This window comes from bacterium 336/3 (genome assembly GCA_001281695.1).
GTDB lineage: Bacteria > Bacteroidota > Bacteroidia > Cytophagales > Thermonemataceae > Raineya.
The window spans coordinates 2,052,515-2,066,466 of record LJIE01000001.1 but is presented as its reverse complement, the minus strand read 5'-3'; the positions used below and the strand labels follow the sequence as shown (position 1 = coordinate 2,066,466).

The window sequence follows — 13,952 nt, the reverse complement described above, 5'->3', positions numbered from 1 at the left end:
TTGAAAAAAGAATATAGAAAAAGGATGATTGACATTTCTTTGTTCTTTCATCCTTTTTTTTCTCAAGAATAATTTTAGTTGAAAATATTAAACAAGTTTTACTCACAACTTATAATTTATAAATCATATTGCTTATGTCAAATAAACCCCACCCTCCTTTTACTTGTACCCATTCTCCCAATATTCCTGAATTTTTGTGGCAACTCAATGCCTCTGTTATATTAAGTACTTACCAAGCAGGTAAAATGATTTTCCTGAGTTCAGTAAACCAAGAGAATCTTGTTCAGTTACCAAGGAATTTCAAGAAAGCAATGGGAATAGCTTTGAAAGATCATTATCTAGCTATTGCCACAGAAAATAGTGTGATTGTGTATGGACATGATAAAAGCCTTGCTCCTCGTTATCCAGCCAAACCCAATATTTATGAAACTCTGTATGTTCCTAGGGCTTCTTATTATACAGGTATCTTAGATTTGCATGATTTAGAATGGGGTACAGAAGGTCTGTGGGCTGTTAATACACAGTTTTCTTGTCTTTCACTCATCAATGACCATTATAGTTTTGAACCTCGTTGGCAACCTAAATTCATTTCTAAATTAGAGCCTGGTGACCGTTGCCACCTCAATGGTTTGGCTATGGAAAATGGAAAACCCAAATATGTAACAGCTTTGGGTACAACAGATGAGCCTATGAAGTGGCGTGAAAACAAAGTAAAAGGTGGCGTTTTGATAGATGTAGATTCTAATGAAATTATTGCTAATGAATTAGGAATGCCTCATACACCCAAAATTTACAATGGGAAAGTATTGGTTTTACAATCTGCTACTGGAGAAATTATAGAAATAGACCCACAGTCAGGAAAAAAAGAAGCTTTGTATAAATTCCCTGGTTTTGTGAGAGGTTTGAGCATCTATGAAGACTACGCATTTATAGGTCTTTCTAAATTACGTACAACAAGCAAAACTTTCCAAGATCTACCCATCTCCAAAGAATCAGTATTTGCCGGTATAGCCATTATGTATTTACCACAAAGAAGTATTGTGGGTTATATTAAATACGAAACCAGTGTCGAAGAGATTTATTCGGTACAAGTTCTACCAAATATCCGCAGACCAGGTATGGCAAGCATGGATAAAGATGATCACCATTATAGCATTGTAACCCCTACCGAAACTTTTTGGGCACTGAAAGATATTCCTGAAAATACTCCCAAAGATACAGATGGTAATGTAAATTTTACATACGCCAATTAAAATAAAAAGCCTGATGATACACACTCATCAGGCTTTTTAGTCTTTATAAACTTCTTCGGTTTCCTTACTTTTTTTACCCAAATAGGTTTCCCAATCTTTTTCTATTTTTCCAGAGAAATCTCTCAAGAACATAATAAAAGAAGGTTTGAAAGGTTTACGAGGAAGTGGCATTTCTGCTTCTTCTGGAGTAAGATCTCCTTTTTTAGAATTACAAGCCTTACAAGCTGTAACAAGATTTGTCCAAGAGGACTTACCTGCACGAGAACGAGGCAATACGTGGTCAAGTGTGAGATCTGTTGTAGCTCCACAATATTGACATTGGTGATTGTCACGTTTAAAAATGTTCTGTCTGCTCAATATTACTCCTTTGTAAGGAAGATTTACATATTTATGCAAACGAATAATCGTAGGTCTTGGAAATGTACGTGTTATCGTTTGTATTCCCTGCGAAGACTCCGAAATGATATCAGCTTTATTGAGATATACCAAAATAAATGCTTTTTGGATACTACAAATTGTCAAAGCTGAGTAATCTTGATTAAGTATAAGTACCTTACCCATAACTGTATGAATGGTTTTTTGCAATATAATATTTTTGTTTTAAAAGTTTGTCTTTTTTCAAACAAAAATATTGCCAAACATCTTTTTAGCTTAGGTATTATTTGGTAAAAACACCTAAGCGTATGTATCTACATAACCTTGTAAACCTTTATTTCCACCTATTCCTGATGCTACAAATATCCATTCGTTGTTTTCTTTACGCAATCTACCAAACTCGATATCTGTATTGGTAGGGTATTCTGCATCTAAATCATAACGTAAAATTTCTCTTTTTGTTTCCATATCCAAAATACGAATATACGCATCTGAAAGCATTCCAAAGTTGTGACGGCGAGTCTCTGCATCATGGATACTTACAATTATCAGGATTTCTGCAACATTTGAGCTAATAGTATCCAAATTGGCAAGAACCATTTCATCATCATCATCTCCTGCACCTGTACGGTTATCGCCTGTGTGTTTAACTGCCCCATCAGGTGATTGAAGGTTGTTATAAAAAATGAAATATTCATCTTGAGGCAATTTCCCTTTGCTATTAATCATGAAAATAGAAGCATCTAAATCCAACGCATTGCCTTGTTTTACTTCCCAACCCAAACCAATCATAATTTTTTTAAGCGTAGGTTCTTTTTTTGTAAGATTGAAAGTGTTGCCTTTTTTGAGTGTAATAGCCATATTTTATAATAATTATGTGTTTAAACGTTTTATATTAATAGGATAAAGCCGTTGTTATTAGAATTTCAGCATATTGATATACATCATCAATTGTACGTATTTCTATTTTTCTTTCTGAACGTCCCTCCCCATCAAACAAACTTAAATATTTTTTTGAACCATTAAGATGCAACCTACAAATAGGTTTTCTATTATTGTTGTCTAATAGAATACCAAAGTAACTTTGTGTATCTCTGTAAAAAATTCGGTTTGAGTCTATTTTAACTCTAAGTATAGCTTTTATAATATAAAAACTTTCTAATTCTTCTTCTGTTGTAATAATTTTGGAGGCTTCATCATCTCCATTTTGTTGAACATCTAATTTAGGTATTTCTGCTATTTGTAATGTCTCTGTTTCTTTTATTACAGCTTGATTTAATCTTAAATTAACTGTTTCACTAATAATCTGTTGGAATGTTTTTTTTACAATACTTGTGAATTGGTCTATTACTTTTTGAGTAACAACACCTGAATATATTTGTTTTGTAAAAAATTTAACAAAATCAGCAGAAGATTCTACCATTTCTTTTTTTAGAAGGTTTTTCAACTGATTTGTATATTTTAAATCACTTGCACTTGTCAAAATCTCTTCTAAATTAAAATAAGATTTATGAAACTTTTTAAGTTCATTCACTTGAAGCTCTGTAAAACTTGTTATATCTATTTCTAAAAATGGATTCTCATCCATTTTATTTGGAGCTTCTAAATCTGTGTAGAATTTATATATTATTCCATTTGTTAAAACTCCAAATCGGGCTTCAGTTACATGAAAATATCTGTGTAATTGGGTTGTATGAACATCCAGTTTTTCTTTCCAACTTTTACACTCAATAATAACACTTGGTTTACCATCTTTTAAAATAGCATAATCCACTTTTTCACCTTTTTTTATACCAATATCAGCCACCAATTCTGCTGTTATCTCTAATGGGTTAAAAACATCATAGCCCAGCTTTTGTAGAAAAGGTAGAATAAAAGCCGTTTTAGTAGCTTCTTCTGTGGATACTTGTTCTTTAAGGCTTAAAATTCGGTCTCCAAGAGCCTTTATTTCATCTTTGAAATCCATAAATTTATATTATTTAAGTGGTGTGTTCAATCTGTAAATCTATTAAGCATAAGCATCTACATAACCTTGTAAGCCTTTATTTGCTCCAATACCTGATGCTATAAATATCCATTCGTTGTTTTCTTTACGCAATCTGCCAAATTCTACATCTGTGTTGGTAGGGTATTCAGCATCCAAGTCGTAGCGTAAGATTTCTCTTTTAGTTTCTACATCCAAAATACGAATATAAGCATCTGCAAGCATCCCGAAATTATGACGGCGAGCCTCTGCATCATGGATAGATACCGTAATTAAAATTTCTTGGATATTAGCACCAATAGCATCCAAATTAGCTAAAATCATTTCATCATCTTCGTCTCCTGCACCTGTACGGTTATCACCTGTATGCTTGATAGAGCCATCAGGAGAGTTTAAGTTATTATAAAAAACAAAATAACCATCTTCAGGTAGCTTTCCAGAAGCATTCAACATAAAAACAGATGAATCGAGGTCTAAAGAATTACCAGGTTTTACATCCCAACCTAAGCCTATCAATATTTTTTTAAGTGTAGGTTCTTTTTTAGTCAAATTAAAAGTATTGCCTTTTTTTAGAGAAATAGCCATATAAATGATGATTTTTGAGTGATGAATTAAGAATTATTTGGTTTGAATATTTTGGTAGTCTATTAATTTTAAGCGTATATATCTACGTAGCCTTGTAAGCCTTTACCCGAACCAACACCTGTAGCTACAAAATGCCAGCCATCTTCTTCTAGTTTTAGTCTGCCAAATTCCATATCTGTAAAGTTCATATTGGCTTCATCGAGTTTGAAACGTACAATTTCTCTGCTAGTTTCTACATCTACAAGGCGTATATAAGCATTATTAAGCAATCCAAAATGTTGTTTTCTTTCTTGAGCTTCATGGATACTAACAACAAAAATCAGTTCTTTGATATTGGTATTGATAGCTGGAAGATTAGCCAAAATCATCTCATCATCATCATCTCCTACTCCAGTACGATTATCGCCTGTGTGTTGTATTGCTCCATCAGGTGATTTAAGATTATTATAAAAGACAAAGTACTCATCAGCAGGAATTTTCCCATTGTTGCCAATCATAAAAACGGAAGCATCCAAATCTACAACATTGCCTGGTCTTAAGTCCCACCCCAAACCAATCATTATTTTTTTAAGACTTGGCTCTTTTTTACTTAGATTTAATCTTGCTCCTTTAGAGAGTTCTATGGACATAATAAAATAGTGTTATAAGTATTATTGCTTAAAATATTCCACAAAAAAAGGCTTTTTCGTAATTTTTGCAAATTTTTTAAGTGTTAATGTATAAATTTATTTGAATATCACGAAATAGTTTGTATTAATTGATACAACCACGTACCATTTCGGTATATTTACGTAGAGCATCTTTAAACTCTAATTGCTCCTCTTGCATTTTTTCAATAATCCAGATGGCTGCGATGGTATGAGTGAGTTGCTCTCCTTCATCATCTCCTTTGATAGCTATTTGGGGTGTTTCTTCATTGATTAGAGCCTCTTCAGCCATTCTAAGTGTTTCTAAAGGCTGGTTTTCTACTAATTCTTTGATAGCTGGAATTTTCATGTGATTTCTTATTGATTTAAAACTTTTTTTTGATTACTAACTTAACAACTTTTTTTGTGGGCTTGTTTCTTATTTTCAGTAAAATTTAAGTTTATTTGTAAAACGCTTTTTATCCGAAAACTATTTTGGCTTATAGGCAAGATATTTGTAATAGTTGTTTATTACTAACATACAAAGTTAAATTTTTTATTGATTTTACCAGCTTATGCTCATTCATTTTGAAAATGTAGTACCTGAACCTTTACATGGAGTTGCCAATCCCAAATCGGAGGTGTGGCAAACCCATTTAGAACTTCAACCACATAAAAGTTATCAGGTTTATTCACCGTCAGGTAAGGGAAAATCTTCTTTTTTGCATATTATTTATGGATTAAGAAGCGATTTTACTGGTCATGTAAAACTCAATGGCAAAGATACAAAAAGTATTTCTGTAGATGAATGGGCTGTGATTAGGCAGAAACAACTCTCTATTGTTTTTCAGGATTTAAGGTTATTTCTGGAGCTTACAGCATGGGAAAATTTACTTGTAAAAGCAAGCCTGTACCCTGAAAATAAAGATGATGAGTTAAAACAACATGCTGAACTTTTAGGTGTATCACATGTGCTTCACAAACCAGCCCACACACTTTCGTATGGGGAGCGTCAGCGTATTGCCATTATTCGTTCACTGATTCAGCCATTTGAAATTCTTCTTTTAGATGAACCTTTTAGTCATTTAGATGAAGAGAATATTCAAAAAGCCTCCAAACTGATTGCTCAAAAAGCAAAAGATCAAAATGCCTCTATCCTAATGACTTCTTTAGGCTATGAATATCATCTGCAATTTGATGAAAAAAAGTTATTGGGATGATTTTTTGGAAAAAAGATGCAAGAGAAAGGATAAAAGACTCCAAATAAAAAAACTAGTGTTTAGCATTCAAACATTTACTATTTTAACATTTAGCATTCACCATTTTAAACATGACCAATCCGATTCTTTCTAAAATATTTCGTTCTCAAAAAAACAAAAAACAATTTCTATTTGCAGGAATTGGCTTTTTATTAGGCTTTGTATTACTTATTAGTTCATTTTATGTGTATTTACAAATCCAAAAAACATTCAGCAATAACACCGAGCTCCCTGATTATCTGATTGTCAGCAAACAAGTAACCGTTTTAAATGTATTGGGAGCTTCTACTTTTTCGCAAGAAGACTTACAAGATATTCAAAAACAACCCTTCACAGACAAGATGGCTTCGTTTCGTTCAGGAAATTTTAAAGTTTGGGCATACGGAAATGACTATCTCCAATTCCAAACTGAATTATTTTTTGAAAGCATTCAGAAAGAAATGCTGGGAAAAATCCCAAATAATTGGGACTGGCAACCCACAGATAAGTTTGTACCTGTGATTATTCCCAAAGATTTTGTTGACCAATACAATTTTGTGTATGCTCCTTCACAGAATTTGCCCCTCATCAGTGAAAGTTTGTTACCCACTTTTCCAGCTCTGAAAGCTCGCATTTATAGCAGTAAAGGTGAAAGAAATATCGAACTGAAAATTGTAGGTTTTGAGGAACGCATTCCCTCTATTTTAGTCCCTGAAACTTTTTTGGATTGGGCAAACAAAGAAATTGGGTCAAGTGAAACCAAAGACCCTGCCCGAATTGTTATCAAAGCAAAAAACCCTGCCAGTCCAGAACTTGCTACATATCTTAAAACCAAGAATTTACAAGTAAATACAGAAAAAACTCTTTTGAGTAAAATAGCAGGACAAGTGATGGAGGTTTTGGGTATTGTGGGTGTTTTAGGAGTAGCTTTTGTGTTACTTTCATTGGTGATTATTTCTATGAGTTTTAAACTCATTTTAAGTGAATCAAAAGATGAAATCAGACTTTTGATGCAATTGGGTTACACACATCAAATGATTTCTGGTTATCTCAATAAAAGCTTTTTACGTTTTATTGCTTTTTATGGAGTTTTGGGAATTATCCTCATTGGTGTATCTATTTATGCTTTTTATAGCTACATGCAATCAAGAGGTGTGGGACATTTAACTCTGTTTGAACCATTGGTTTTGGTCTTAGGATTGGGTTTTATTGCCTTAACAACTTTGTATAATATTTGGAATATCAGGGGATTGGTAAGAAATTATTAGTTTTAGATTTTAGAAAATAGACAAAAGATATAAGATTCCAGATAAAAAATTTAGCGTTTAGCATTCAAACATTTATCATTCAAATATGCGTTTAACCACAAAACCCATACTTTGCAATTACTATGTTACATATCGTTGCAATGCAACTTGCGGGTTTTGTGATATTTGGGAACGCCCTTCGCCATATATTACACTCGAAAATGCTGAAAAAAACCTTAAAGACCTCAAAAAGTTGGGTGTTAAGGTCATTGATTTTACAGGTGGAGAGCCTTTGTTACATCGAGAAATTGATAAAATTCTTGAATTAGCCAAAAATCTAGGTTTCATTACTACTCTCACAACCAATGGTTTACTCTATCCAAAATTAGCTGAAAGGTTGAAAGGAAAAGTAGATATGTTGCATTTTTCTCTGGATTCCTCAGTTGCTGAAGAACACGATGAAATGCGAGGTGTGAAGTGTTTTGAATCTGTGATGAAATCCATTGAAATTGCTAAAAATCTAGGTGAACGCCCTGATATTTTGTTTACGGTTTTTGAACACAATTTGCATCATATTGAGCCACTTTGGAAAAATATTTGCCTGCCTAATAACCTGATTCTTATTTTAAACCCTGCTTTTGAGTACAATGAAGTAAAAGTGGGAAACCAGTTTACCAAAAAGGCTTTGGAGGAAATAAGCCATTGGGGACGAAAAAAGAATATTTACCTAAACGAAGGCTTTATTGCCCTCAGAAAAGACGGAGGCAACCATATCAATAACCCTGTTTGCAGGGCTGGTAGTTCTACAATTGTCATTTCTCCTGAAAACAAACTCATTTTACCTTGTTATCATTTGGGTGTTGAAGAATTACCCATTGAAAACAATTTGTTTGAACTCTACAAATCTGAAAAAGTACAAAAAATAATTGCCCAAGAAGGCAGATTACCTGCCTGTGAGGGCTGTGTGATAAACTGTTACATGCAACCCTCTTTTGCAGTTGAGATTTCTAAATATTGGTGGAAAGCCCTCCCCTCTACCCTCAAATACAATCGCATCAAAGGAACTTGGAAACAACTCTTGAAGGTATGAAACTACTTTTTTATATTCTGATTATTCTGGTGTGTGTTGCTTGTGCATCTCCTAAAAGTGACACGAAAGAAAGTTTTGTAAAAACAAAGGATTCTATCCCCTTGAAAGATACTGTAAAACAAGCCCAAGAAGAAACACCTAAAACTGTTAAACTCCTTTCAGGCAAACAATTATTGGACAGCCTGCTCAAAAAAGCAAAATACAGAGATTTGAAAAAGATTGAAATACCTAAAGGGTATGGATATGGCTTTTGGAGTGAAGATAAAAACAATGAAAGAAAATTATCTCTGAATTTATGCGAAGAATTGGGTGTTTTAGAATCATATCAAGTATTTATCGCAGATATTCATGTTTATGCCTATTTAGGAAAATATTTTGATAAGCACTTATTTATAATTTTAAGACGTGGTGGAGATGGTGTATCTGCCTCCGATTTATGGATGGTAAATTCTTTGGGGAAAATTATTAGCATACAAAAGGATCTGGCTTGTTATTTTGCTGATATGGGAATATTTGACATTTCTTATACAGTCAGGGAAAATGATAGTTTATTTATTACACAAAATTTATGTACCCATAAGATTCCAGTAAAAGAAGACACTTTACTTTTAAGCAAAACTTATTTTTATATTCGAAAAGATAGTTTTTTTGTAAAAAGAGTTGATACTTTAGCTTATAAAGAGTTAAAATTTTAGTTTTATGGCAAAATGGCTTTTGATAATATCAATAATATTTTTCTCTTGTGAAAACCAAAAAAAACAAGAGAATACCCAAATAGATACAACCAAACAAAGCAAAAAAAATGCTGAAGCACTCTCAGGCAAACAACTATTGGACAGTCTGCTCAAAAAAGCAAAATATAAAAATTTGAAAAAAATTGAGTTGCCTCAGGATTACATCAATTTTAATACCCTTCAAAATCATAAAATTAACGAGCAAGAACTTTTTACATTAGGCTTGGCAGATTTTAATTATGATGTTTATACCAGTAAATTATATGTTTATGGGTATTTTGGAAGGTTTAGAAACAGTCATTTATTTGCTATTTTAAGACAAGAAGGAAATGGTGCTATCATAGCTGATTTATGGCTTGTTGATAGTTTAGGCAAATGCAAATCTATTCAGAAAAATATAGTCCATAACTGGGGAGATATGGGTTTTATTTGGGATAGTTATACAGAAAAAATCAATGATAGCTCATTTATTACCCATTCTAAGCAGTTTTACTATCCTCCCGAACAACTCACTCAAAAAGAAACTTTACTTATTTCTAAAACTCATTTTACTATTCAAAAAGATAGCTTTTTTGTAAAAAAAACAGATACTTTGGTATTTCAGAAACCAAAGTTCCTTCGCTGATTATTCTTTTATATAGCTAATATTTTCTTCTTTCATCAGTTCCAGTCCATATTCTCTGATTTGGATAATCAAAGGAATTACGCTTTTCCCTTTTTCTGTGAGTCTATATTCCGTTCTGGGAGGCACTACAGCATATACTTCTCTATGGATGTAGCCGTCTGTCTCCAATTCTCGCAATTGTGTAGTAAGCATTTTATCTGAAATATGCTTGATAGACTTTCTTAGCTCTCCATAACGCATTACATTGTCATCTTGCAAACGCCAAAGAATAGGCATTTTCCAAACTCCTCCAATTTGCTCCATCGCAAGTTGAACAGGATTGTAGTACACTTTTCCTTTGTAAATAAAATCGGGCATAGTTGTATTTCTTTTAGATACAAATAAAGTATCTATTTTAGATAAATTTCCCATACTTTCCAAAAAGTATGTATCGCACTTTTGGGTTAAACTCTTGAATTTAGAGAGTACACCTATTTATTTTGGTGAAAAATTAAACCTCAAAAGTCATGAAACAAATTATTGTAAGTTTTTTTGCTCTGCTTTTTTCCATCAATGTTTTTGGACAACATAATGCAGGCAATCAGGGTAAAATCCTGATGATAGTATCCAACCCTTCTGTTTCCAAACAAACAGGTTGGCCCATTGGTGTATGGTATGCCGAAGTTACACACCCTTATTGGGTATTTAGTGAAGCTGGTTATAGTGTAGATATTGCCAGTTTGAATGGTGGAGAAGTAAAATTTGACGCTTTCAGTGATCCTGAAGATGCCAGCAAATATGCAGCCTTCGATTACATTTCTTTGGGTTTCAAAAAAGACCCCAGTAAAATGGAATTGATGAAAAACACGAAAAAAATATCTACTGTAAACCCTAACGATTACAAAGCTATTTTTGTATGTGGTGGTCAAGGACCTATGTACACCATGTATAAAAACGCTGAAATAGAAAAATTCTTTGCTGATTTCTATTTAACTGGTAAACCTTCTGCGGCTATTTGTCATGGAACTTGTATTTTATTGAATACTAAGCTCTCTAATGGTAAATTTTTGGTGGAAGGTAAAAAATGGACTGGATTTGCCAGCAGCGAAGAGCAATATGCAGACAACTATGTAGGCATGAAGATTCAGCCTTTCAGGATTGAGGATGAAGCTCGTAAAATGTCTAATAGCAAATTTGTAATAGGTGCTCCTTTTTCGTCATTTGCTGTACGTGATGGCAATTTGATTACAGGACAGCAACAAAATTCGGGTGCTGCTGCTGCCGAATTGGTTGTAAAAGCTTTAGAAGAAGACAAAAAACGCTATCCTACCTATGTACTTGTGCATGGTGCTTGGGCAGATGAAAGTGCTTGGGGTTTTGTAAGAAATGAATTGGCTAAAAATGCTAATGTGGTAGTGGTTAATTTACCTGCTCATGGTATTGATTTAACAGCTTCTAATCAGGTAAGCCTTGTAGATTATGTAAAAACAGTTACAGATGCTGTCAATGCACAACAAGGAAAAGTAATTCTGGTTGGACACTCTATGGCTGGTGTTGTTGTTTCTCAGGTTGCTGAAAATATTCCTAATAAAATTGACAAATTGGTGTATGTTTCTGCTTATTTACCTAAAAATGGAGAAGATTTATTAAGCCTTTCTAAAACAGATACGCAAAGTAAAGTAGGTGGAGCTTTAGAATTTAGTGCTGATTTTGCAGAAGCCAAAATCAAAAAAGACATGATTGCAGAAGCTGTATGTGCTGATTGCCCTGATTTTATGAAAGAAGTGCTTGTCAAATACCATAAAGCTGAACCAGCTAAACCTTTAGGCGAAAAAGTTATTTTGACAGCTAAATTTAATAAAGTACCTAAATATTATATCCATACCACCAAAGACAATGCTGTTGGTTATGATTTACAGAAAAGAATGGTCAAAGCCAATGGCACTATCACTAAAACATTTGAAATGCCAACATCTCATTTGCCTTTTGTGGTCAATCCTACTGAGTTTGTAAAAATACTTACTGGTTTGAAATAACTGAAACTATTATTAAATAAACAACAGAAACCTTATAGGTTTACATTTTAAGTGTTTGTAAATCAGCATATATAATTGTAAAAAATCCATCAAAACCTATAAGGTTTTAGTATAAATAATTTTCTCTTATTGTTATATGATACGATATTTATTTCTGATAGGTATTTTTTTGGGAGTATCCTTTTATGGATATTCCCAAATCAACGAAAGTGATACAGTTCGTCTACAAACCCGATTGGCTATCACAGGAGCTTGGCAAACTGGAAATGTAGCCATGTTTACCACCCGAAACAAACTCGATTTGACAGTAGCTCCTATCGAACACCTTGTATTTAAAACACAAAATGCTTATTTGTATCAAGCCTTTTTCAATAAAAAAGCAGACGAGGATTTATCCAGTAGAAATTTTATCTACTGGAAACCACAAAGAACGGTTTATCCTTTTGTCATGTTTTTTGCTTCTAAAAGTTTTAGAAGAAATATTGATTTCAGATATTTTACTGGCATAGGAGCTACTTGGCAGATTGTAAGAAGCTCAAAAACTACCCTCAAAGTAGCTTTATCAGGCGTTTATGAACAAACAGAATTCAGCAAAAGTCTTTTCAACAAAAATGAATATGATGGCTCTGAAAAAATAGCAACTCCTCGTGCTACTGTGTGGTTGTTTGGAAAGCACCAAATTGTAAAAGATAAGATCAACTTCCATTATGAATGTTTTTTGCAGCCTTCAGTAGAAAAGACAAACAATCTGCGTTGGCAAACAGAAGCAGGTTTGGATATTTTTCTGACTAAAAAATTCAGTTTTACCGCAAATTATCTTTATACTTATGAAAGTGTGGTAACCTTAGGGCAGAAAGATTTTGACAGTATCTTGACTTTTGGGCTATCCTATCAAATACGTAAATAAATAAATATTATTTATGACAAAAAACAGGCTTGAGGCTTTCAGTGATGGTATTATAGCCATTATTATCACCATTATGGTATTTGATATAAAAATGAATGAAGTTCCAAATGAACATCATTTTTGGGTAGAGTTTCTCAAACTTTATCCAAAAATCATTTCTTATATGCTCAGTTTTCTGACACTGGCAATCATGTGGGTCAATCATCATCAGTTATTTCATCAAATCAAACAGATTGATAGAAAAAGCCTTTGGTATAATATCCATTTATTGTTTTGGATGAGTCTTGTTCCTTTTGGAACAAATTTAGTGGGAGCCAATCCAACACTTGCACTCAATATTAGCATTTATAGTCTTATATTTTTAATGAATGCACTTTCATTCTCTTTTTTAAGAGGTTATGCTGTTCGTAAAAATTTACTATTGGAGCATGTAAGAAAAGAAACTCAGGTCAGAATTTTAAAGAAGAATATTCTGGCTGTTTGTATTTATGCCTCAGCAGCAATTGTGGGATGGTGGTCTGTATATATTTCTTACATTTTGCTTCTGATTGTACCAATTATGTATTTTATCCCTGAAAAAATAACATCCAACGAAATTTCAAATTCTTAACTCAAACCTCATTTTTTATGAAAATAGCAATTATTGGAACAGGCAATGTAGGTGGAGCTTTGGCTACACAATGGGCTAAAGCAGGACACCAAATATTTTTAGGTACAAGAGACCTTTCCAAATTTGAAGACAAACACCTTCTGGAAAACCCAAATACAAGTTTACATACCCTTGTAGATAGTTCAAAAGAAGCTGAAGTTATTTTGATAGCAGCCGTTCCACAAGCCTCTGAAAGCATTGCAGAGCAAATTAAGCCTTATGTTTCAGGTAAGATAGTCATTGATGCCATGAATGCTGTTCGTACACGCCCCGAAGGTTTTACAAGTTCTTTTGAAGCTCTTAAACATTTTTTACCTGAAACAGAGATTGTAAAATGCTTTAACTCAACAGGTTTTGAAAATATGCAAAACCCTGTTTACAAAGGTGAAGGCATTGATATGTTTGTGGCTGGAAACTCTGTAAAAGGCAAAGAAGTAGCTAAACAATTAGCCTTAGATGCAGGTTTTGGAGCATGTTGGGATTTTGGAGGTGATGACAAAGTGGCTCTGCTTGAGTCTTTTGCACTCGCTTGGATAAATTTAGCTATTATGCAAGGACATGGTAGGGATATGGCTTTTAAGGTGATTAGAAGGTGATTATTTTTCTTTGCAAAAAAGGCATTTT

General features: G+C 33.3%; 16 protein-coding genes and 1 pseudogene. 10 read left to right on the top strand and 7 right to left on the bottom strand.

Annotation, left to right across the window (positions count from 1 at the left end; translation table 11 throughout):
- The first annotated feature begins 134 nt into the window (after window positions 1–134).
- Window positions 135–1,253, top strand: a complete 1,119-nt coding sequence (locus tag AD998_09575) for a hypothetical protein (protein ID KOY86360.1) — start codon at window positions 135–137, stop codon at window positions 1,251–1,253.
- Between the two features lie 36 nt (window positions 1,254–1,289).
- Here the strand turns inward: AD998_09575 and AD998_09570 are convergent, their stop codons facing one another.
- The 6 genes from AD998_09570 to AD998_09545 all read right to left on the bottom strand — a co-directional run bounded on the left by AD998_09570 (window position 1,290) and on the right by AD998_09545 (window position 5,193).
- Entirely contained in the window at window positions 1,290–1,814 is a 525-nt protein-coding gene (locus AD998_09570; GenBank protein KOY86359.1) for an HNH endonuclease, read from the bottom strand.
- A gap of 114 nt (window positions 1,815–1,928) precedes the next feature.
- The gene (locus AD998_09565; protein ID KOY86358.1) at window positions 1,929–2,489 is read right to left on the bottom strand and encodes a chemical-damaging agent resistance protein C; all 561 of its coding nucleotides are present in this window, start codon (window positions 2,487–2,489) and stop codon (window positions 1,929–1,931) included.
- 34 nt (window positions 2,490–2,523) lie between these two features.
- Window positions 2,524–3,594, bottom strand: coding sequence for a restriction endonuclease (locus AD998_09560; protein ID KOY86357.1), 1,071 nt, complete (start codon window positions 3,592–3,594; stop codon window positions 2,524–2,526).
- Window positions 3,595–3,636: 42 nt separating this feature from the next.
- Window positions 3,637–4,197, bottom strand: coding sequence for a chemical-damaging agent resistance protein C (locus tag AD998_09555; GenBank protein ID KOY86356.1), 561 nt, complete (start codon window positions 4,195–4,197; stop codon window positions 3,637–3,639).
- Between the two features lie 68 nt (window positions 4,198–4,265).
- On the bottom strand, window positions 4,266–4,826 hold the full coding sequence (locus tag AD998_09550) for a chemical-damaging agent resistance protein C (protein KOY86355.1): 561 nt from the start codon (window positions 4,824–4,826) through the stop codon (window positions 4,266–4,268).
- Window positions 4,827–4,950: 124 nt separating this feature from the next.
- Window positions 4,951–5,193, bottom strand: a complete 243-nt coding sequence (locus tag AD998_09545) for a hypothetical protein (GenBank protein KOY86354.1) — start codon at window positions 5,191–5,193, stop codon at window positions 4,951–4,953.
- Window positions 5,194–5,398: 205 nt separating this feature from the next.
- On the opposite strand from AD998_09545, the gene AD998_09540 reads away from it, so the two are divergent.
- The 5 genes from AD998_09540 to AD998_09520 all read left to right on the top strand — a co-directional run bounded on the left by AD998_09540 (window position 5,399) and on the right by AD998_09520 (window position 9,757).
- The gene (locus AD998_09540) at window positions 5,399–6,043 is read left to right on the top strand and encodes a hypothetical protein (GenBank protein KOY86353.1); all 645 of its coding nucleotides are present in this window, start codon (window positions 5,399–5,401) and stop codon (window positions 6,041–6,043) included.
- Window positions 6,044–6,153: 110 nt separating this feature from the next.
- Window positions 6,154–7,329: a hypothetical protein gene (locus AD998_09535; protein ID KOY86352.1), complete on the top strand. Its 1,176-nt coding sequence runs from the start codon at window positions 6,154–6,156 to the stop codon at window positions 7,327–7,329.
- Between the two features lie 85 nt (window positions 7,330–7,414).
- Window positions 7,415–8,398, top strand: coding sequence for a radical SAM protein (locus AD998_09530; GenBank protein KOY86351.1), 984 nt, complete (start codon window positions 7,415–7,417; stop codon window positions 8,396–8,398).
- Window positions 8,395–9,093: a hypothetical protein gene (locus tag AD998_09525; GenBank protein KOY86350.1), complete on the top strand. Its 699-nt coding sequence runs from the start codon at window positions 8,395–8,397 to the stop codon at window positions 9,091–9,093. Before AD998_09530 ends, AD998_09525 begins: the two co-directional genes overlap by 4 nt.
- A 4-nt stretch (window positions 9,094–9,097) precedes the next feature.
- Window positions 9,098–9,757, top strand: coding sequence for a hypothetical protein (locus AD998_09520; protein KOY86349.1), 660 nt, complete (start codon window positions 9,098–9,100; stop codon window positions 9,755–9,757).
- Here AD998_09520 and AD998_09515 read toward each other — a convergent pair whose 3' ends face one another.
- Window positions 9,758–10,114, bottom strand: coding sequence for a MarR family transcriptional regulator (locus tag AD998_09515; GenBank protein KOY88131.1), 357 nt, complete (start codon window positions 10,112–10,114; stop codon window positions 9,758–9,760). It lies immediately after the preceding gene.
- Window positions 10,115–10,263: 149 nt separating this feature from the next.
- On the opposite strand from AD998_09515, the pseudogene AD998_09510 reads away from it, so the two are divergent.
- The 4 genes and pseudogenes from AD998_09510 (at window position 10,264) to AD998_09495 (ending at window position 13,924) form a co-directional block, all read left to right on the top strand.
- Window positions 10,264–11,046 (top strand): annotated as a pseudogene (locus AD998_09510) (hypothetical protein).
- Window positions 11,047–11,908: 862 nt separating this feature from the next.
- Window positions 11,909–12,679, top strand: a complete 771-nt coding sequence (locus AD998_09505) for a hypothetical protein (GenBank protein ID KOY86348.1) — start codon at window positions 11,909–11,911, stop codon at window positions 12,677–12,679.
- Window positions 12,680–12,692: 13 nt separating this feature from the next.
- Window positions 12,693–13,289, top strand: a complete 597-nt coding sequence (locus AD998_09500) for a hypothetical protein (GenBank protein KOY86347.1) — start codon at window positions 12,693–12,695, stop codon at window positions 13,287–13,289.
- A 17-nt stretch (window positions 13,290–13,306) separates the two neighbouring features.
- The gene (locus AD998_09495; GenBank protein ID KOY86346.1) at window positions 13,307–13,924 is read left to right on the top strand and encodes an NADH-ubiquinone oxidoreductase; all 618 of its coding nucleotides are present in this window, start codon (window positions 13,307–13,309) and stop codon (window positions 13,922–13,924) included.
- Window positions 13,925–13,952 lie beyond the last annotated feature (28 nt).

Bases quoted from the DNA above. Each gene is read 5' to 3' on its own strand.
- AD998_09575 (KOY86360.1), top strand. From the start codon at position 135: ATGTCAAATAAACCCCACCCTCCTTTTACTTGTACCCATTCTCCCAAT.
- AD998_09570 (KOY86359.1), bottom strand. From the start codon at position 1,814: ATGGGTAAGGTACTTATACTTAATCAAGATTACTCAGCTTTGACAATT.
- AD998_09565 (KOY86358.1), bottom strand. From the start codon at position 2,489: ATGGCTATTACACTCAAAAAAGGCAACACTTTCAATCTTACAAAAAAA.
- AD998_09560 (KOY86357.1), bottom strand. From the start codon at position 3,594: ATGGATTTCAAAGATGAAATAAAGGCTCTTGGAGACCGAATTTTAAGC.
- AD998_09555 (KOY86356.1), bottom strand. From the start codon at position 4,197: ATGGCTATTTCTCTAAAAAAAGGCAATACTTTTAATTTGACTAAAAAA.
- AD998_09550 (KOY86355.1), bottom strand. From the start codon at position 4,826: ATGTCCATAGAACTCTCTAAAGGAGCAAGATTAAATCTAAGTAAAAAA.
- AD998_09545 (KOY86354.1), bottom strand. From the start codon at position 5,193: ATGAAAATTCCAGCTATCAAAGAATTAGTAGAAAACCAGCCTTTAGAA.
- AD998_09540 (KOY86353.1), top strand. From the start codon at position 5,399: ATGCTCATTCATTTTGAAAATGTAGTACCTGAACCTTTACATGGAGTT.
- AD998_09535 (KOY86352.1), top strand. From the start codon at position 6,154: ATGACCAATCCGATTCTTTCTAAAATATTTCGTTCTCAAAAAAACAAA.
- AD998_09530 (KOY86351.1), top strand. From the start codon at position 7,415: ATGCGTTTAACCACAAAACCCATACTTTGCAATTACTATGTTACATAT.
- AD998_09525 (KOY86350.1), top strand. From the start codon at position 8,395: ATGAAACTACTTTTTTATATTCTGATTATTCTGGTGTGTGTTGCTTGT.
- AD998_09520 (KOY86349.1), top strand. From the start codon at position 9,098: ATGGCAAAATGGCTTTTGATAATATCAATAATATTTTTCTCTTGTGAA.
- AD998_09515 (KOY88131.1), bottom strand. From the start codon at position 10,114: ATGCCCGATTTTATTTACAAAGGAAAAGTGTACTACAATCCTGTTCAA.
- AD998_09505 (KOY86348.1), top strand. From the start codon at position 11,909: ATGATACGATATTTATTTCTGATAGGTATTTTTTTGGGAGTATCCTTT.
- AD998_09500 (KOY86347.1), top strand. From the start codon at position 12,693: ATGACAAAAAACAGGCTTGAGGCTTTCAGTGATGGTATTATAGCCATT.
- AD998_09495 (KOY86346.1), top strand. From the start codon at position 13,307: ATGAAAATAGCAATTATTGGAACAGGCAATGTAGGTGGAGCTTTGGCT.